16 protein-coding genes are annotated in these 19,383 nt (G+C 58.8%); 13 read left to right on the top strand and 3 right to left on the bottom strand.

Annotated elements, in window-relative coordinates; genetic code table 11:
- The first annotated feature begins 169 nt into the window (after positions 1 to 169).
- Together M6G53_RS12390 and M6G53_RS12395 are read left to right on the top strand one after the other, a co-directional pair.
- Positions 170 to 1,456, top strand: coding sequence for a dicarboxylate/amino acid:cation symporter (locus tag M6G53_RS12390; protein ID WP_253331816.1), 1,287 nt, complete (start codon positions 170 to 172; stop codon positions 1,454 to 1,456).
- A 260-nt stretch (positions 1,457 to 1,716) separates the two neighbouring features.
- Positions 1,717 to 3,219 (top strand): M16 family metallopeptidase, encoded by a 1,503-nt coding sequence (locus M6G53_RS12395; RefSeq protein ID WP_253331818.1) that lies wholly within the window; start codon positions 1,717 to 1,719, stop codon positions 3,217 to 3,219.
- 25 nt (positions 3,220 to 3,244) lie between these two features.
- Here the strand turns inward: M6G53_RS12395 and ppiC are convergent, their stop codons facing one another.
- Entirely contained in the window at positions 3,245 to 3,526 is a 282-nt protein-coding gene (gene ppiC, locus M6G53_RS12400; RefSeq protein ID WP_004934175.1) for a peptidylprolyl isomerase PpiC, read from the bottom strand.
- Positions 3,527 to 3,635: 109 nt separating this feature from the next.
- Between ppiC and rep the strand changes: the two genes are divergently transcribed.
- Positions 3,636 to 5,660 carry a DNA helicase Rep gene (rep, locus tag M6G53_RS12405; RefSeq protein WP_253331820.1) on the top strand — a complete coding sequence of 675 codons (2,025 nt, stop codon included), beginning with the start codon at positions 3,636 to 3,638 and terminating at the stop codon, positions 5,658 to 5,660.
- Positions 5,661 to 5,706: 46 nt separating this feature from the next.
- Here rep and ppx read toward each other — a convergent pair whose 3' ends face one another.
- A complete protein-coding gene (ppx, locus tag M6G53_RS12410; protein ID WP_253331822.1) occupies positions 5,707 to 7,203 on the bottom strand; it encodes an exopolyphosphatase in 1,497 nt (498 codons plus the stop codon).
- A 5-nt stretch (positions 7,204 to 7,208) separates the two neighbouring features.
- Positions 7,209 to 8,495, bottom strand: a complete 1,287-nt coding sequence (rhlB, locus tag M6G53_RS12415; protein ID WP_253331824.1) for an ATP-dependent RNA helicase RhlB — start codon at positions 8,493 to 8,495, stop codon at positions 7,209 to 7,211.
- A gap of 131 nt (positions 8,496 to 8,626) precedes the next feature.
- On the opposite strand from rhlB, the gene trxA reads away from it, so the two are divergent.
- The 10 genes from trxA (at position 8,627) to rffA (ending at position 19,382) form a co-directional block, all read left to right on the top strand.
- Complete coding sequence (gene trxA / locus M6G53_RS12420; protein WP_004934187.1) at positions 8,627 to 8,953, top strand: thioredoxin TrxA; 327 nt, start codon at positions 8,627 to 8,629, stop codon at positions 8,951 to 8,953.
- A 400-nt stretch (positions 8,954 to 9,353) separates the two neighbouring features.
- Positions 9,354 to 10,613, top strand: coding sequence for a transcription termination factor Rho (rho, locus tag M6G53_RS12425; protein ID WP_004934188.1), 1,260 nt, complete (start codon positions 9,354 to 9,356; stop codon positions 10,611 to 10,613).
- Positions 10,614 to 10,909: 296 nt separating this feature from the next.
- On the top strand, positions 10,910 to 12,007 hold the full coding sequence (gene wecA, locus M6G53_RS12430; protein ID WP_253331826.1) for a UDP-N-acetylglucosamine--undecaprenyl-phosphate N-acetylglucosaminephosphotransferase: 1,098 nt from the start codon (positions 10,910 to 10,912) through the stop codon (positions 12,005 to 12,007).
- Positions 12,008 to 12,034: 27 nt separating this feature from the next.
- The gene (wzzE, locus tag M6G53_RS12435) at positions 12,035 to 13,093 is read left to right on the top strand and encodes an ECA polysaccharide chain length modulation protein (RefSeq protein WP_253331827.1); all 1,059 of its coding nucleotides are present in this window, start codon (positions 12,035 to 12,037) and stop codon (positions 13,091 to 13,093) included.
- A 79-nt stretch (positions 13,094 to 13,172) separates the two neighbouring features.
- Positions 13,173 to 14,303, top strand: a complete 1,131-nt coding sequence (gene wecB, locus M6G53_RS12440) for a non-hydrolyzing UDP-N-acetylglucosamine 2-epimerase (RefSeq protein WP_253331829.1) — start codon at positions 13,173 to 13,175, stop codon at positions 14,301 to 14,303.
- Positions 14,300 to 15,562, top strand: a complete 1,263-nt coding sequence (gene wecC / locus M6G53_RS12445; RefSeq protein ID WP_253331831.1) for a UDP-N-acetyl-D-mannosamine dehydrogenase — start codon at positions 14,300 to 14,302, stop codon at positions 15,560 to 15,562. The genes wecB and wecC overlap by 4 nt, the downstream gene beginning before the upstream one ends.
- The gene (rffG, locus tag M6G53_RS12450) at positions 15,553 to 16,626 is read left to right on the top strand and encodes a dTDP-glucose 4,6-dehydratase (RefSeq protein ID WP_253331833.1); all 1,074 of its coding nucleotides are present in this window, start codon (positions 15,553 to 15,555) and stop codon (positions 16,624 to 16,626) included. Before wecC ends, rffG begins: the two co-directional genes overlap by 10 nt.
- A 48-nt stretch (positions 16,627 to 16,674) precedes the next feature.
- Entirely contained in the window at positions 16,675 to 17,556 is an 882-nt protein-coding gene (gene rfbA, locus M6G53_RS12455; protein ID WP_253331835.1) for a glucose-1-phosphate thymidylyltransferase RfbA, read from the top strand.
- Positions 17,534 to 18,265 carry a dTDP-4-amino-4,6-dideoxy-D-galactose acyltransferase gene (rffC, locus tag M6G53_RS12460; RefSeq protein WP_253331837.1) on the top strand — a complete coding sequence of 244 codons (732 nt, stop codon included), beginning with the start codon at positions 17,534 to 17,536 and terminating at the stop codon, positions 18,263 to 18,265. The genes rfbA and rffC overlap by 23 nt, the downstream gene beginning before the upstream one ends.
- On the top strand, positions 18,252 to 19,382 hold the full coding sequence (gene rffA, locus M6G53_RS12465) for a dTDP-4-amino-4,6-dideoxygalactose transaminase (RefSeq protein WP_253331839.1): 1,131 nt from the start codon (positions 18,252 to 18,254) through the stop codon (positions 19,380 to 19,382). Before rffC ends, rffA begins: the two co-directional genes overlap by 14 nt.
- Position 19,383: the final 1 nt, after the last annotated feature.

A 19,383-nucleotide genomic window follows, 5' to 3' on the forward strand; every position in this document is an offset into this window, starting at 1 on the left:
GCACCCAGACTGACGCGTTTCAGCTCTTAAATTCACATCAACCCCAACAGACGGGTGCAACAAATTATTTCCATGTTGTTAAGTGGGTGTTATTTTCCGCGCAAGCGATGAACAGGCCGGATTTTTAGACTGCCGCCTGGTGCGTGTCTTCCCCCCATAGGATGTTCATATGAAAACAACGATTTTTAAGAGCCTCTATTTTCAGGTGCTGACGGCGATCACGCTGGGTATCCTGCTTGGCCACTTCTACCCTGACCTCGGTGCCCAGATGAAACCCCTGGGCGATGGCTTCGTCAAACTGATCAAAATGATTATCGCCCCGGTGATCTTCTGCACCGTGGTGACCGGCATCGCCGGTATGGAAAGCATGAAGGCGGTGGGCCGCACCGGCGCCATCGCGCTGCTGTATTTTGAAATCGTCAGCACCATCGCGCTGATTATCGGCCTGGTGATCGTCAACCTGGTGCAACCGGGTGCCGGCATGAACGTCGATCCCGGCACGCTGGACGCCAAGGCGGTGGCGGTTTACGCCGAGCAGGCGCAGCAGCAGGGCATCATCCCGTTCCTGCTGGACATCATCCCCGGCAGCGTGATCGGCGCGTTCGCCAGCGGCAACATTTTGCAGGTGCTGCTGTTCGCGGTGCTGTTCGGTTTCGCCCTGCATCGCCTGGGTGAAAAGGGGCAGCTGATCTTCAACGTGATCGACAGCTTCTCGCGGGTGATTTTCGGCATCATCAACATGATCATGCGCCTGGCGCCGCTGGGGGCCTTCGGCGCCATGGCGTTTACCATCGGCAAATACGGCGTCGGCACCCTGGTGCAACTCGGCCAGCTGATCCTGTGCTTCTATATCACCTGTATCCTGTTCGTGGTGGTGGTGCTGGGCGCCATCGCCCGCGCCAACGGCTTCAGCATCTTCAAATTCGTCAACTACATCAAAGAAGAACTGTTGATCGTGCTGGGGACATCGTCGTCCGAATCCGCGCTGCCGCGCATGTTGGATAAAATGGAGAGGCTGGGCTGCAAGAAATCGGTGGTGGGCCTGGTGATCCCGACCGGGTATTCCTTCAACCTGGACGGCACCTCTATCTACCTGACCATGGCCGCGGTGTTTATCGCGCAGGCGACCAACACCCACATGGATATCATGCACCAGGTAACCCTGCTGGTCGTACTGCTGCTCTCCTCCAAAGGGGCGGCGGGCGTGACCGGTAGCGGCTTTATCGTGCTGGCCGCCACCATTTCCGCCGTCGGCCACCTGCCTTTGGCCGGACTGGCGCTGATCCTCGGCATCGATCGCTTCATGTCGGAAGCCCGCGCGCTGACCAACCTGGTGGGCAACGGGGTGGCGACCGTGGTGGTGGCGAAGTGGTGTGACCAACTGGATGAGAAACAGCTGAAAGATACGCTGAACAACAGAAACGCCGGCGCGGACAAAACGCTACCTTCCGCCTGATATCGGCAGCGACTCACCGGCCGCAGCCGCGGCCGGTGAGGTGTAACCCCTGCCTCGTAACGATTTCTTGCATTAAAAACCCCGCTATCTATTATTTTTCACTCTAATGAGTGACATCCGCAAAGGCGCGCGGTCTAACACGATGGTACACTTTCTGCTTTCCGCCCCACTGTGAAACTCAGGGCGTATTTTTATGATTCCATTGAATGGAATACACGCATTTGCATAAGAAATTGGATAGTCATTAAGTAGGGGTTCACATGCAGGGCACCAGAATTCATCTTATAGTTGGTGGGCTGCTATTGGCTGCCGCCAGTAGCAGCGTGCAGGCTGAAGCACTACAACCCGATCCTGCCTGGCAGCAGGGGGCGCTGGCCAACGGGTTTTCGTGGCAAATTCTCGATACGCCGCAGCGGCCAAGCGACCGCGTGGAACTGCGGCTGATCGTCAATACCGGCTCTCTGGTGGAGTCTGCGCAGCAGACCGGCTTCGCCCACCTGCTGCCGCGGCTGGCGTTGACGCGCAGCGAAAGCTTTACTGCGCCGCAGCTGCGCGCCCTGTGGCAACAGAGCGTGGATAGCGAGCGGCCGCTGCCGCCGGCGATCATCTCGTATGATTTCACCATGTATAACCTCAGCCTGCCGAACAACCGGCCCGACCTGCTGAAAGAAGCGCTGGCCTGGCTGGCGGACACCACCGGCAAACTGGCGATCGACGAGCATACGGTGCATGCGGTGATGAATTCCAGCATCAACCCGGTCGGCACTTTTCCGCCCAATACCAAAGACGCCTGGTGGCGTTACCGCCTGAAAGGCTCGACGCTGTTGGCGCACGATCCGGCGCAGCCGGCGAAACGGCCGGTCAATCTCGAGCAACTGAAGAAATTCTATCAACAGTGGTACACCCCGGACGCCATGACGCTGTTCGTGGTGGGCAAGGTGGACAGCCGCAGCCTGGGCGAGCAGATCAACAAGGCGTTCTCGCCGCTGCAGGGCAAACGTGAAACCCCGGCCCCGATGCCGACGCTGACGCCGCTGCCGCAGCAGCCGGTGAGCCTGATCAGCGAGCAGGTGAAACAGGATACGCTGTCGATCATGTGGGATTCGCCGTGGCACCCGATTCGCGATTCGCAAAGCCTGATCCGCTACTGGCGCGGCGATCTTGCCCGCGAGGCGCTGTTCTGGCATCTCCAGCAAACGCTGGAAAAAAGCGACCAGAAAAACCTGCACCTGGGCTTTGATTGCCGCGTGCAATACCAGCGCGGGCAGTGCGCCATCCATCTGGATACGCCAAACAACAACCTGAACGGTAGCTTGGGCTTTATCGCCCGCGAGTTGGCCAACGTGCGTGACAACGGTCTGTCCAAAGAGGAGTTTGATGCGTTGCTGGCGCAGAAAAACGATCAGCTGAGCAAGCTGTTCGCCACCTACGCCCGCACCGACACCGACGTGCTGATGAGCCAGCGCCTGCGTTCGCAACAGAGCGGTGTGGTGGATATCGCACCGGAGCTGTATCAGAAGCTGCGCCAGGAGTTCCTGTCCAGCCTGACGCTGGAGACGCTGAATCAGGCGCTGAAGCTGCAGCTCTCTCAGGAGGCGACGCTGGTGCTGTTGCAGCCGAAGGGCGAGCCGGAAATGAGCATGAAGCAGCTGCAGGAAACGTATAACGGCATCATGATGCCGGCACCGGCGGTGGTGACGGAAGAAGCCAAACCGGCCGACACCGCAGTGGCTGCGCCGGCGACGGACACCGGCGTGCAGTGATCGTGGCGGGGGCCCCGGCCCCCGCTCAGTTGCGGTACAGCACCTTGATGATGTGGTAACCGAACTGGGTTTTGACCGGGCCGTAAGGTTTGAGCAGCGGGATGCTGAATACCGCTTTGTCGAACGCAGGCACCATCGCGCCCTTGTTGAATTCGCCCAGCGAGCCGCCGTTGCGCTTTGACGGGCAGCTCGAGTATTTGCGCGCCAGCGTGTCGAAGCTGACGCCGCGCTTCAGCTTGGCCAGCAGCTCGTTGGCCAGCTTTTCATTGTCTACCAGAATGTGCAGGGCGCACGCCGTTTTTGCCATGGTAATGCCTTTGTCGATGCGAAAATTGCGCTGATTATACCCGCTAAATCTCATCGGCGCTTTCTGCTACAATTCTCTTCCACGTTTTACAGTCGAGCAAGCCAGCACCATGCGATTAAACCCCAGCCAACAACAAGCCGTCGAATTCGTTACCGGGCCTTGCCTGGTGTTGGCCGGTGCCGGTTCCGGCAAGACGCGCGTTATCACCAACAAGATAGCCCACCTGATCCACCACTGCGGCTATCAGGCGCGGCATATCGCCGCCGTGACCTTTACCAACAAGGCCGCGCGCGAGATGAAAGAGCGCGTGTCGCAAACCTTGGGGCGTAAAGAGGCGCGCGGGCTGATGATATCCACCTTCCATACCCTGGGGCTGGAGATCATCAAGCGGGAATACGTGGCGCTGGGGATGAAATCCAACTTCTCGCTGTTCGATGACCAGGATCAGCTGGCGCTGTTGAAAGAGCTGACCGAAAAGTGGCTGGAAAGCGACAAAACGCTGGTGGCGCAGCTGATCTCGACCATCTCCAACTGGAAAAACGACCTGATCGATCCCAAGCGAGCCGCGGAGCTGGCGCGCTCGGAGCGCGACAAGCTGTTCGCCCACTGCTACGGTTTGTACCACGCCCATATGCGGGCGTGCAACGTGCTGGACTTCGACGACCTGATCCTGTTGCCGACGCTGCTGCTGCAACGCAACGAAGAGGTGCGCGAACGCTGGCAGCAGCGTATTCGCTATCTGCTGGTGGATGAATACCAGGATACCAACACCAGCCAGTACGAGCTGGTGAAGCTGTTGGTGGGCAACCGTGCGCGCTTCACCGTGGTGGGTGACGACGATCAGTCGATCTACTCCTGGCGCGGTGCGCGGCCGCAAAACCTGGTGTTGTTGAAGGAGGATTTCCCGGCGCTGCAGGTGATCAAGCTGGAGCAAAACTACCGCTCCAGCGAGCGCATTCTGAAAGCGGCCAACATTCTGATCGCCAATAACCCGCACGTGTTTGAAAAGCGGCTGTTTTCCGAATTGGGCTATGGCGAAGAGCTGAAGGTAGTGACCGCCAACAACGAGGATCACGAAGCCGAGCGGGTGGTGGGGGAACTGATCGCCCACCACTTCGTGAAAAAGACCCACTACGGCGACTATGCGATCCTGTACCGCGGCAACCACCAGTCGCGGGTGTTTGAAAAGATGCTGATGCAGAACCGCATCCCGTACAAGATTTCCGGCGGCACGTCGTTCTTCTCGCGTCCCGAGATCAAGGACCTGCTGGCCTACCTGCGCGTGCTCACCAACCCGGATGACGACAGCGCTTTCCTGCGCATCGTCAATACCCCCAAGCGCGAGATCGGCCCGGCGACGCTGCAGAAGCTCGGGGAGTGGGCCAACCAGCGCAACAAAAGTTTGTTTCACGCCAGTTTCGATCTGGGGCTGAGCCAGCACTTGACCGGGCGCGGGCTGGAGTCATTGCAGCGTTTCACCCATTGGCTGGGCGGCATCGCCCAGCAGGCGGAGCGCGAGCCGATAGCGGCGGTGCGTGATTTGATCCGCGGCGTGGATTATGAGAGCTGGCTGTTTGAAACCTCGACCAGCCCGAAGGCTGCCGAAATGCGGATGAAGAACGTCAATACGCTGTTCGGCTGGATGACGGAGATGCTGGAAGGCAACGATCTGGACGAGCCAATGACGCTGACCCAGGTGGTGACGCGCTTCACCCTGCGCGACATGATGGAGCGCGGCGAAAGCGAAGAAGAGCTGGATCAGGTGCAGCTGATGACGCTGCACGCCTCGAAGGGGCTGGAGTTCCCCTACGTGTTCCTGGTCGGTATGGAAGAGGGGTTGCTGCCGCACCAGAGCAGCATCGATGAAGACAATGTCGATGAAGAGCGCCGCCTGGCCTATGTGGGCATCACCCGCGCGCAAAAGGAGCTGATCTTCACCCTGTGCCGTGAGCGCCGTCAGTACGGCGAGCTGGTGCGGCCTGAGCCGAGCCGCTTCCTGCTGGAGCTGCCGCAGGACGATCTGGCGTGGGAAACCGAGCGCAAAGTGGTGAGCCCGCAGGAGCGGATGCAGAAGGGGCAGAGTCATCTGGCCAATATCCGCGCCCAGCTGGCCAAGGCCAAAGGCGGGAATTAAAAGGCGGGAATTAAAAAGACAGGGCGCTCATCGCGCCCTGGTCATGTCAACGCTGTTCTTCCAACCGCAGCGTCCAGTGGACGTAGCTCTGCCAGTGGCTTTCCTGCTCCAGCGCCTCGGCGCGCAGCGGATGCTGTTCCAGCCAACCCGGCGGCAAGATCACCGTCAGTTCATCGTCCTGATTGGCGCGCAACCGCACCGCCGGCAGCGTGTCATCGCGGCGGCGGCTGGCGAAGATGATCGCCAGGCGCAAAATGCGGCACAGACGCTGCGCAGTGCGTGGCTGTAGCGCATTTTGCTGATTCAACAGCGACAGATCGAGGGTGTTGCTCTGGTTTTGCAGCAGGGTGGCCAGCAGTTTTTTCTGCGCCGGGGTAAAGCCGGGTAAATCCAGGTGGCGGATCAGGTAGGCGGCGTGTTGCGGCGCCTGCTTGAAATCGACGCTGAGGCCAAGTTCGTGGATCAGACAGGCGCTGTGCAACAGCTCGCGACATCGCGCATCCAGCTGCCACTCGTTGGCGACCTGCTGCGAGAAGTTGGCGGCGAGTTGGCTGACGCGTTCGGCCTGCTCGGTGTCGATCAGATAACGGCGTTGCAGGTTGCGAATGGTGCGGATGCGAATATCCTGCTCCACCGGCAAATGCAGCATGCCGTAAACCAGGCCTTCGCGCAGTGCCCCGCCGGCCAGCATCATGCTCTCGATGCCCAACTCCTGGAAGATGGCCAGCAGAATGGACAGGCCGCTCGGGAACACCAACGCGCGCTCCAGCGTCAACCCTTCGATTTCCAGCTCTTCGAGCTTGCCGCACTGAATAGCGCGCTGTTTCAGCTGGCGTAGTTTGGCCAGGGTGATGCGCTCGTCCATGCCTTGCGCCACCATGATCTCTTGCAGTGCCTGCACGGTGCCGGAGGCGCCGACGCAGATCTGCCAGCCTTGCTGGCGCAGCTGCGGTGCGATCGGCCGCACCATGTCGCGCGCGGCCTGCTCGGCGCGCTCGAAGTTTTCTTGCCCGAGGTTGCGATCGCTGAAATAGCGTTCCAGCCAGGTGACGCAGCCCATCGACAGGCTGTACAGCTGAGACGCCTGTGCGCCGGTGCCGGTGACCAGCTCGGTGCTGCCGCCGCCGATGTCGACGACCAGCCGCCGATCCGGCCCGCCGGTGGTATGCGCGACGCCGTGATAAATCAGCCGCGCCTCTTCTTCGCCGCTGATCACCTGCACCGGGCAGCCGAGAATGTGCTCGGCCGCCTGCAGGAATTCATCGGCGTTGGACGCCAGGCGCAGCGTGGCGGTGGCGACGACGCGGATCTGATCGCGCGGAATGTCCTGCAGGCGTTCGGAGAACAGCCGCAGACATTGCCAGCCGCGTTGCATGGCCTCATGCGACAGGTGATTGTTCTGATCCAGCCCGGCCGCCAGGCGCACCTTGCGCTTGATCCGCGCCAGCGTCTGAATGCTGCCAGCTACCTCGCGCACCACCAACATATGGAAGCTGTTGGAACCGAGATCGATGGCAGCATAAAGCGTGCTGGAACTGAGCATGGCGATCAGCCCGGACGTTTACGGTTGTTGCGCGGCGCGCCGCCGCGACGAGGCGCGGAGTTGCGGCGTGGGCCGTTGCCGCCGCGCGGACGCGACAGGCGCTTCGGCGCCGGCAGATCGGTCAGCAGCGCATCGCTGTTGTACTTGCTCACCGGAATGCTGTGGTCGATATAGGTCTCGATCGCCGGCAGGTTGAGCGCGTACTCTTCGCACGCCAGGCTGATGGAGTGGCCGCTGGCGCCTGCGCGGCCGGTACGGCCGATGCGGTGCACATAGTCTTCACAGTCGTCAGGCAGATCGTAGTTGAAGACGTGCGTGACGGACGGGATGTGCAGACCGCGTGCGGCGACGTCGGTGGCGACCAGGATATCAAGGTTGCCCTTGGTGAAGTCGTCGAGAATGCGCAGACGTTTTTTCTGCGCCACGTCGCCGGTCAGCAGGCCCACGCGGTGACCGTCGGCGGCCAGGTGGCCCCAGATGTCTTCGCAGCGGTGCTTGGTGTTGGCGAAGATGATGGCGCGATCCGGCCACTCTTCTTCGATCAGCGTCTGCAGCAGGCGCATTTTTTCTTCGTTGGACGGGTAGAACAGCTCTTCTTTAATGCGGTGGCCGGTTTTCTGTTCCGGTTCCACTTCAACATATTCGGCGTTGTTCATCTGCTCGAAGGCCAGCTCGCGTACGCGATAGGACAGGGTGGCGGAGAACAGCATGTTCAGGCGTTGATCGGCCGCAGGCATGCGGCGGAACAGCCAACGGATGTCTTTGATAAAGCCGAGATCGTACATGCGATCGGCTTCATCCAGCACGACAACCTGCATCGCGCCGAGATCGACATAGTTCTGTTTGGTGTAATCGATTAAACGGCCGGTGGTGCCAATCAGAATGTCCACGCCGCTTTCCAGCACTTTCAGCTGTTTGTCGTAGCCGTCGCCGCCGTAGGCCAGGCCCAGTTTCAGGCCGGTGCTCTGGGAGAGCGCTTCGGCATCGGAGTGGATTTGCACCGCCAGTTCACGCGTAGGCGCCATGATCAAGGCGCGCGGCTGATTGGTCTGGCGATCCTGTTTCGCCGGGTGAGTCAGCAAATAGTGAAAAGTAGACGCCAAAAACGCCAGCGTCTTTCCGGTACCGGTTTGCGCCTGACCTGCGACGTCACGCCCGGAGAGCGTGAGCGGCAATGCTAACGCCTGGATGGGCGTGCAATTGTGAAACCCTTTTTTCTCAAGGGCTTCAAGGACTAACGGGTGCAGGGCGAAGTCGGAAAACTTCTGTTCGGTCAAGTGTGTTTTGCTCATAGTGTGGTAGAATATCAGCTAACTATTGCTTTACGAAAGCACATCCGTTGAAATAAACGCGGTGCAATAAAATCACCTTGAGTTGGTTAATGCTACACCAACAAGGTAGACATAATCCTGTGGAGTAGAACATGAGCGATAAAATTATTCACCTGACTGACAGCAGCTTCGAAGCCGATGTGCTGAAAGCGGAAGGGCCGATCCTGGTCGATTTCTGGGCTGAATGGTGTGGGCCGTGCAAGATGATTGCTCCGATTCTGGATGAGATTGCCGAAGAGTTCGAAGGCAAACTGACCATCACCAAGCTGAATATCGATCAGAACCCGGCTACCGCGCCTAAGTACGGTATCCGTGGCATCCCTACGCTGTTGCTGTTCAAGAACGGTGAAGTGGCCGCGACCAAGGTTGGCGCGTTGTCCAAAGGTCAGCTCAAAGATTTCCTGAACGCGAATCTGTAATCGGGCGGGAAGCCCAGTATCAGGCGCCTGGCGGTGATGTTCAATTCACCGCTAGACGCCTGCCAAGAAGCGTGTTAAGTTTAACCACACTGCATATAGAACTTGCCCGAAGTTTTAAATCTAAAGAGTTTGAATCTAAAGCTATACTCTGTGTCGAACCACTGGCGTTGAAAGTAAACTGAACTCAGCCCGTGTTTTGGCAATCAAACGGTTTTGCAAAAATCATTTTAAAGGTACCTTCGATCTTCAACCGTCAATGCGTGCGCCCGATGTAAGCCATTTCTTACCGCGACGGCTCTGCGCCCGGTGATCGAACGTCCAGTAAACAGGCACGCATCTCGCTGCCATACCATTCACGATACAAGTTCGAGACATACCCCGAGTTTAAGAACCCACCACTATGAATCTTACCGAATTAAAGAATACGCCGGTTTCTGAGCTGATTACTCTCGGCGAAAATATGGGGCTGGAAAACCTTGCCCGCATGCGCAAGCAGGACATTATCTTCTCCATTCTCAAGCAACATGCGAAAAGCGGAGAAGATATCTTCGGCGACGGCGTGCTCGAGATATTGCAGGATGGATTCGGTTTCCTCCGCTCTGGAGACAGTTCCTACCTCGCCGGTCCCGACGACATCTACGTATCCCCTAGTCAAATCCGCCGCTTCAACCTCCGCACAGGTGACACCATTTCCGGTAAGATTCGTCCGCCAAAAGAAGGCGAGCGCTATTTTGCCCTGTTGAAAGTCAACGAAGTCAACTACGACAAGCCGGAAAACGCCCGCAGCAAGATCCTGTTCGAGAACTTGACGCCGCTGCACGCCAATTCCCGCCTGCGGATGGAGCGCGGTAACGGTTCGACCGAAGACCTGACGGCGCGCGTGCTGGATCTGGCGGCGCCAATTGGCCGCGGCCAGCGTGGCCTGATCGTGGCACCGCCGAAAGCCGGTAAAACCATGCTGCTGCAGAACATCGCGCAGAGCATCGCCTACAACCACCCAGACTGTGTGCTGATGGTGCTGCTGATCGACGAACGTCCGGAAGAAGTGACCGAGATGCAGCGTCTGGTAAAAGGCGAAGTGATCGCATCGACCTTCGACGAACCGGCTTCGCGCCACGTGCAAGTGGCCGAAATGGTGATCGAGAAGGCCAAGCGCCTGGTTGAGCATAAGAAGGACGTCATCATTCTGCTCGACTCCATCACCCGTCTGGCGCGCGCTTACAACACCGTGGTACCGGCCTCGGGCAAGGTGCTGACCGGTGGTGTGGACGCCAACGCCCTGCATCGTCCGAAGCGCTTCTTCGGTGCGGCGCGTAACGTGGAAGAGGGCGGTAGCCTGACCATCATCGCGACCGCGCTGGTTGATACCGGCTCGAAGATGGACGAAGTGATCTACGAAGAATTTAAAGGTACCGGCAACATGGAATTGCATCTGGCGCGTAAAATCGCCGAGAAACGCGTATTCCCTGCGATCGATTACAACCGCTCCGGTACCCGTAAAGAAGAGCTGCTCACCACCTCCGAAGAGCTGCAAAAAATGTGGATCCTGCGTAAAATCATTCACCCGATGGGTGAAATTGACGCGATGGAGTTCCTCATTAATAAGTTGGCGATGACTAAAACCAACGATGAATTCTTCGATATGATGAAACGCTCATAATTCGTTAAAAAATTTGCTGAACGCCACGCCTAGTCGTGGCGTTTTTTGCTTTTGGCGGATACGATAAGTAGCAGTAATGGAAAAGTAAGTTGTTTCCTCGAGTTATTGAGAATTCATCTTGTTTGTCGGTCGGCTATGCACCGATCGGCTTTGTTGCTGTCGTTTTGTCAGCCGAAGCGATGAAAATAGGCATGAATCACCGTTGTCATAGGAAATGACCGAAAGGTAGCGGGGGCCGATGGCACAAGTCATTGCCCGTGGTAAGCTGCCCTATCTTCTACAGAGATCTGTTAACTGTGAACTTACTCACTATGAGTACTGAAATTCTATTTGTTTTCCTGTTTTCTTTGGCTTTTCTCTTTGTTGCCCGCAAGGCGGCAAAACGTATTGGTCTGGTAGATAAACCCAATTATCGCAAACGCCATCAGGGGCTGATTCCCCTGGTCGGCGGTATTTCCGTTTACGCCGGCTTGTGCTTCGCGTTTTGGATTTCGGAACAACCCATCGCGCACGCCAGGCTTTATCTCACCTGCGCCGGTATTCTGGTGTTTGTGGGCGCACTTGACGATCGTTTCGACATCAGCGTTAAAATCCGCGCCCTGGTGCAAGCGCTGGTGGGCATCGCCATGATGGTGTTCGCCGGCCTGTATCTGCGCAGCTTCGGCCACGTGTTGGGCGACTGGGAGATGCTGCTGGGGCCGTTCGGCTATCTGGTCACCTTGTTCGCGGTATGGGCGGCGATCAATGCCTTCAATATGGTCGACGGCATCGATGGCCTGCTGGGCGGGTTGTCGTGCGTCTCCTTTGGCGCGCTGGGTCTGCTGCTGTACCTGAGCGGCCATGACGAGCTGGCATTCTGGTGCTTTGCGATGATCGCCGCCATCGTTCCCTATATTTTGCTCAACCTCGGCATCCTCGGCCGCCGTTATAAGGTGTTCATGGGGGACGCCGGCAGCACCCTGATCGGCTTTACCGCCATTTGGCTGCTGCTGCAAAGCTCGCAGGGAAAGGTGCACTCGATCAACCCGGTGACCGCGCTGTGGATCATCGCTATTCCGCTGATGGACATGATAGCGATCATGTATCGTCGTTTACGCAAGGGGATGAGCCCCTTCTCTCCCGATCGTCAGCATATTCACCACCTGATCATGCGCGCCGGCTTTACGCCGCGCCAGGCTTTCGTGCTGATAACCCTGGCGGCCGCGTTGCTGGCGGCGGTGGGCGTGATCGGCGAGCGCCTGACTTTTATCCCTGAGTGGGTTATGTTGGCATTATTCTTGCTTGCTTTCTTCCTGTACGGTTACTGCATCAAGCGCGCCTGGCGGGTTGCGCGGTACATTAAGCGTATCAAACGCCGCCTGCGGCGTTCGGGCGATAACAAGCAAGTATCTTAACCAGAGACCTGAGGCTTTTTGGCTGTGATGAATCCAGAAACAACGTCTGACAAGCATACCCCGGCGGTGGATAACGAACTCGATATCCGCGGCCTGTGCTGCACCCTGTGGCGCGGAAAACCGTGGATTATCGGCATTGCGGTGCTGTTCGCGGCGGTCGCGCTGATCGTCTCTTACCTGGTTAAGCAAGAGTGGAGCGCCACCGCGATCACCGACAGACCGACGGTGAATGCGTTGGGCGGTTACTACTCGCAGCAGCAGTTCCTGCGTAATCTGGACGTGCGCACGCTGCCGGCGACGGCCGGCGAGCAGCCGGGCATCGCGGATGAAGCGTACAATGAGTTCATCATGCAGCTGGCGGCTTACGATACGCGCCGCGATTTCTGGCTGCAGAGCGATTACTACAAACAGCGTCAGGAAGGGGATGCCCGCGCCGACGCGGCGTTGCTCGACGAGCTGATCAACAACATCCTGTTCACGCCGCGCGACGACAAGAAGGTACCGAACGACGGCGTGAAGCTGACGGCGGAAACCGCCGCGGACGCCAACCGCCTGCTGCGTCAATACGTGGCCTTCGCCAGTCACCGCGCCGCTCTGCACCTGAACGAAGAGATTCAGGGGGCGTGGGCCGCTCGCACCACCTCGATGAAGGCGCAGGTCAAGCGCCAGGAAGCGGTAGCGGAGTCGGTTTACAAGCGCGAGTTGAACACCACGCAGCAGGCGCTGAAGATCGCCGAGAGTCAGGGGATCAGCCGCACGCAAACCGATACCCCGGCCGAGCAGCTGCCGGATTCGGATCTGTTCCTGCTGGGCCGGCCAATGCTGCAGGCGCGCCTGGAAGGCTTGCAGGCTTCCGGCCCGGCCTACGATCTGGATTACGATCAGAATCGCGCGATGCTGGCGACGCTGAACGTTGGCCCGACGTTGGATGAAAAGTTCCAGACCTATCGCTATTTGCGTACGCCGGAAGAGCCGGTAAAGCGCGACAGCCCACGCCGGGTATTCTGGCTGATTTTGTGGGGCGCGATGGGCGCTTTGGTTGGCGCAGGGGTTGCCTTGGCGCGTCGGCCGCGTAGTGAAAAATAATATAATAATCTGATGCAGGGCGCGTGAGCGCCCCATTCGCAGGCGGGGCCTGCGATTAACCGACCAAAAGAGATTCGCTGTGAAAGTGTTGACTGTTTTCGGCACCAGGCCTGAAGCCATTAAAATGGCGCCGCTGGTACATGCATTGGCCCAGGATGAGGCCTTTGACGCAAGAGTCTGCGTAACGGCACAGCATCGCGAGATGTTGGATCAGGTCTTGCGGTTATTTGAGATAACGCCGGATTACGACCTGAACATCATGAAACCCGGCCAGGGGCTGACGGAGATCACCTGCCGCATCCTGGAAGGGCTGAAAGGGGTGCTGGAAGACTTCAAACCGGACGTGGTGCTGGTGCACGGCGATACCACCACCACGCTGGCGACCAGTCTGGCGGCGTTCTATCAACGTATTCCCGTCGGGCATGTCGAGGCCGGGCTGCGCACCGGCAATCTGTATTCTCCCTGGCCGGAAGAGGCCAACCGCAAACTGACCGGCCATTTGGCGATGTACCACTTTGCGCCGACCGAGAACTCGCGCCAGAACCTGCTGCGCGAGCTGTTGCCGGACAACCGTATTTTCGTGACCGGTAACACGGTGATCGACGCGCTGTTCTGGGTGCGCGATCGCGTGATGAGCGATGCCGCACTGCAGGCTGGCCTGGCGCAGCGTTACCCGTTCCTCGAGGCCAGCAAGAAGCTGATTCTGGTCACCGGCCATCGCCGTGAAAGTTTCGGCGGCGGTTTTGAGCGAATTTGCAGCGCGCTGGCGGAAATCGCCCGTAGCCACCCGGAAGTGCAAGTGGTGTATCCGGTGCATCTCAATCCGAACGTCAGTGAGCCGGTGAACCGCATATTGAAAGGCATCGACAACGTCATGCTGATCGAGCCGCAGGATTATTTGCCGTTTGTCTATCTGATGAGCAATGCGTACATGATCCTCACCGATTCCGGCGGCATTCAGGAAGAGGCGCCATCGTTAGGCAAGCCGGTGCTGGTGATGCGCGATACCACGGAGCGCCCGGAGGCGGTAGATGCAGGCACGGTGCGTTTGGTGGGCACCGATGTCGCCAAAATTGTTGAAGCGGTGACCCGGCTGCTGACGGACGAAAGCGAATATCATGCGATGAGTCGGGCGCACAACCCATACGGTGACGGGCATGCCTGTCAGCGTATTCTCGAAGCTTTGAAGAATCATCAGGTGACACTATGAGTTTTGACACGATTTCGGTTATCGGCCTGGGCTATATCGGCTTGCCAACCGCGGCAGCGTTTGCTTCCCGCAAGAAAAAAGTGGTGGGCGTAGATGTTAACCAACACGCTGTAGATACCATTAACCGTGGTGCGATCCACATCGTCGAGCCGGATCTGGACAAAGTGGTCAAGGACGCCGTCGAGGGCGGTTTCCTGCGGGCGGTGACCAAGCCACTGGCGGCAGACGCGTTCCTGATCGCGGTGCCTACGCCGTTCAAGGGCGACCATGAGCCGGATCTGGCCTATGTCGAGGCAGCGGCGAAATCGCTGGCGCCGGTGCTGAAAAAAGGCGATCTGGTGATCCTCGAGTCCACCTCGCCGGTGGGCGCCACCGAACAGATGGCAGAATGGCTGGCGCAGGCGCGCAGCGATCTCAGCTTCCCGCAGCAAGCGGGCGAAGCGGCGGACGTGAATATCGCCTACTGCCCGGAGCGCGTGTTGCCGGGCCAGGTGATGGTGGAACTGATTCAAAACGACCGCGTGATCGGCGGTATGACGCCGGCGTGCTCGGCGCGTGCCAGCGCGCTGTACAAGATTTTCCTCGAGGGGGAATGCGTGATCACCAACTCGCGCACCGCCGAGATGTGCAAGCTGACGGAAAACAGCTTCCGCGACGTGAACATCGCGTTCGCCAACGAGCTGTCGTTGATTTGCGCCGAACAGGGGATCAACGTCTGGGAGCTGATTCGCCTGGCGAATCGTCACCCGCGGGTGAATATTCTGCAGCCGGGGCCGGGCGTCGGCGGCCACTGCATCGCCGTCGATCCGTGGTTTATCGTGGCGCAGAACCCGCAGCAGTCGCGCTTGATCCACACCGCGCGTCTGGTGAACGACGGCAAACCGCTGTGGGTGGTTGACCGTGTGAAAGCGGCGGTGGCCGATTGCCTGGCCGCCACCGACAAGCGTGCGTCCGAGGTGAAAATCGCCTGCTTCGGTCTGGCCTTCAAGCCGAATATCGACGATCTGCGTGAAAGCCCGGCGGTGGAAGTGGCACACCTGATCGCCGAATGGCACGTTGGCGAAACGCTGGCGGTAGAACCGAACGTCGAACAGTTGCCGGCATCGCTGGCGGGCCATGTGGCGTTGAAGTCCGTTGCCGACGCGTTGCAACAGGCCGACGTCATCGTGATGTTGGTCGATCACCAGCAGTTCAAGGCCATTCGGCCGGAAGATGTAAAACAAACATGGGTTATTGATACCAAAGGAGTATGGCGTTGAAACGTATTTTAGTTACCGGTGGTGCCGGTTTTATTGGCTCCGCAGTCGTGCGGCACATCATTGAGGCTACCGGCGACAGCGTGGTAGTGGTGGATAAGCTGACCTATGCCGGTAATCTCGAGTCCCTGGCGGTGGTGGCCGAGAGCGATCGCTATGCTTTCGAACAGGTCGATATCTGCGATCGTGCCGAGCTGGATCGGGTGTTCGCCCAGTATCAGCCGGACGTAGTGATGCACCTGGCGGCTGAAAGCCACGTCGATCGTTCTATCGACGGCCCGGCGGCCTTTATCGAGACCAACGTGGTTGGCACCTACACCCTGCTGGAGGCGGCGCGCCACTACTGGCAGCCGCTGGCGGCGGAGAAGAAGCAGGCTTTCCGCTTCCATCATATCTCCACCGACGAAGTGTATGGCGATCTGCACGGCACCGACGATCTGTTCACCGAAACCACGCCGTATGCGCCGAGCAGCCCGTATTCCGCTTCCAAGGCATCGAGCGATCATCTGGTGCGCGCCTGGCTGCGCACCTACGGTTTGCCGACCATCGTGACCAACTGTTCGAACAACTACGGCCCTTATCACTTCCCTGAGAAGCTGATCCCGCTGGTGATCCTGAACGCGGTAGCCGGCAAACCGCTGCCGGTATACGGCAACGGCGCGCAGGTGCGCGACTGGCTGTATGTCGAAGATCACGCCCGTGCGCTCTATCAGGTCGTGACCGAAGGGGTGGTAGGCGAAACTTACAATATCGGCGGCCATAATGAGCGCAAGAATATCGAAGTGGTGCAGACCATCTGCGAACTGCTGGAAGAGCTGGCGCCGAACAAGCCACAGGGCGTGGCGAACTACCGCGATCTGATCACTTACGTCAAGGATCGTCCGGGCCACGACATGCGTTACGCCATCGATGCCGGCAAAATCGATCGTGAGTTGGGCTGGCGGCCGCAGGAGACGTTCGAAAGCGGCATTCGCAAGACGGTAGCCTGGTATTTGGCTAACGAAACCTGGTGGCGCCGCGTGCAAGACGGTTCTTATACCGGTGAGCGTTTGGGGTTGTCAGATTAATTTAACGCAGTGCCGCTTTGCGGCGGTAGGGCGGTTTTTGGAGTAAGTATGAAAGGTATTATTCTGGCCGGCGGTTCCGGCACGCGTCTGCATCCGATTACTCGTGGTGTGTCCAAGCAACTGCTGCCGATCTACGACAAACCGATGATCTATTATCCGTTGTCGGTGCTGATGCTGGCGGGGATCCGTGATGTTTTGATCATTTCGACCCCGGAAGATTTGCCGTCCTTCGAACGTTTGTTGGGTAACGGCGAGCAGTTCGGCGTCAACCTCAGCTACGCCGAGCAACCTAAGCCGGAAGGCCTGGCGCAGGCGTTCCTGATCGGCGAGGAGTTTATCAACGGCGACTCTTGCTGCCTGGTGTTGGGGGATAACATTTTCTTCGGCCAGTCCTTCAGCCCGAAATTAAAAGCCGTGGCGGCCCGCACCGAAGGTGCCACCGTGTTCGGTTATCAGGTCATGGATCCTGAACGCTTTGGCGTGGTGGAGTTTGACGACAATTTCCGCGCGCTGTCGATCGAAGAAAAGCCGAAGAAACCGAAATCCGATTGGGCGGTGACCGGCCTGTACTTCTACGATAGCCAGGTGGTGGAGTTCGCCAAGCAGGTGAAGCCTTCCGAGCGCGGCGAGCTGGAAATTACCAGCATCAACCAGATGTATCTGGAGCGCGGTGAACTGACCGTCGAGCTGCTGGGGCGTGGTTTCGCCTGGCTGGACACCGGCACCCACGACAGCCTGCTGGAAGCCAGCAGCTTTGTGCAGACGGTAGAAAAGCGTCAGGGCTTTAAAATCGCCTGTCTGGAAGAGATCGCCTGGCGCAATGGCTGGCTGGATGACAAGGGGCTGAAACGCGCCGCCAACTCGTTGTCCAAAACCGGCTACGGCAAGTATTTGTCGGATCTGTTGCATGTACGTCCACGCCACTATTGAGCCTTTGCCGTGGGAAAGCGAGTTTTTCGCGCTGGACAGCGCGAAACTCAGCTTCTCCCCTTCGGCCCCGGCGCTTGCCGAGGCCGATTTGGCGGCTTACGCCCTGGTACAGGCAAAAATCCCCGCTCAGCATCTGGCGTTGGCGGATGGCCTGGCAGATTTGGGATTCCGCCTGGCTGAGGGCGAGGTCGATTTGGTTCTGGATCTCGAGAGCGGCCGAGCGGGTGAGCCCGGCGGCGGTGCTCAGCCTTCCCGTCTGGCGACCGAGGCCGATATCCCGGCATTGCGCGCCGCGGCGGCTCAGGCGTTCACCGTCAGCCGCTTTCGTGCGCCCTGGTATCAACCTGATGACAGCGGCCGGTTTTATGCCTTGTGGATCGAAAAGGCCGTTCTGGGCGCCTTCGATCACCAGTGTCTGTTGGCGCTGGACGAACAGGGGCAGCCAGAGGGATTCGTCAGCCTGCGTAATCTGGGCGAGCGGGAAACGCGCATCGGCCTGCTGGCGGCTTTTCCCGGCGCATCCGGCCGCGGCATTGGCTCCAGGCTGATGGCGGCGGCGATCGCCGACTGTCGGCGTCAGGGCATGCAGCGTCTGCGGGTGGCAACCCAGGCAGGCAATACCGCCGCATTACGACTCTATCAACGACAGGGTGCCGTGATTGAAAGCACCGCATACTGGTTATACAGAGGTAGACATGATTCCATTTAACGCTCCACCGGTTGTTGGCACTGAACTGGAATATATGCAGGCTGCCATGGGCAGCGGCAAGTTGTGCGGCGACGGCGGCTTTACCCGACGCTGCCAGCAGTGGATGGAACAGCGTTTCGGCAGCGCGAAAGTGTTGCTGACGCCTTCCTGCACCGCGTCGCTGGAAATGGCCGCCATCCTGCTGGATATTCAGCCGGGTGATGAAGTGATCATGCCGAGCTTTACCTTCGTTTCAACCGCCAACGCTTTTGTGCTGCGTGGCGCCAAAGTGGTGTTCGTCGATCTGCGCCCGGACACCATGAACATCGATGAAACCAAAATCGAAGCGGCGATCACCGATAAAACCCGCGCGATCGTGCCGGTGCATTACGCCGGCGTTGCCTGCGAGATGGATACCATCATGGCGCTGGCGAAGAAATATAACCTGTTCGTGGTGGAAGACGCCGCGCAGGGCGTGATGTCGTCCTATAAAGGCAAGGCATTGGGCACCATTGGCCATATCGGCTGCTTCAGCTTCCATGAAACCAAAAACTACACCGCCGGTGGCGAAGGTGGTGCGACGCTGGTGAACGATCCGGCCCTGGTCGATCGGGCGGAAGTGATCCGCGAGAAGGGCACCAACCGCAGTCAGTTCTTCCGCGGTCAGGTGGACAAATACACCTGGCGCGACATCGGCTCCAGCTATCTGATGTCTGATCTGCAGGCCGCCTACCTGTGGGGCCAGCTGGAAGTGGCGGAACGCATCAACCTGCGCCGTTTGGCGCTGTGGCAGAAGTACTATGACAGCTTCTTGCCGCTGGCGAAGGCCGGCCGCATCGAACTGCCGAGCGTGCCGGCAGAGTGTGTGCACAACGCGCACATGTTCTACATCAAACTGCGCGATATCGACGACCGCACCGCTTTTATCGACTACCTGAAGGAAGCCGAAATCATGGCGGTGTTCCACTATATCCCGCTGCATGACTGCCCGGCCGGCGAACAGTTCGGTCGCTTTGCCGGCGAAGACCGTTACACCACGCAGGAAAGCGCGCGCCTGGTGCGCTTGCCGCTGTTCTACAATATGTCCGATGTCAATCAGCGTACGGTAATCAATACCATTCTGAGCTTCTTCGCCTGAT

Origin of the sequence: Serratia nevei, from assembly GCF_024160145.1 — a bacterium.
Classification (GTDB): Bacteria; Pseudomonadota; Gammaproteobacteria; order Enterobacterales; family Enterobacteriaceae; genus Serratia; species Serratia nevei_A.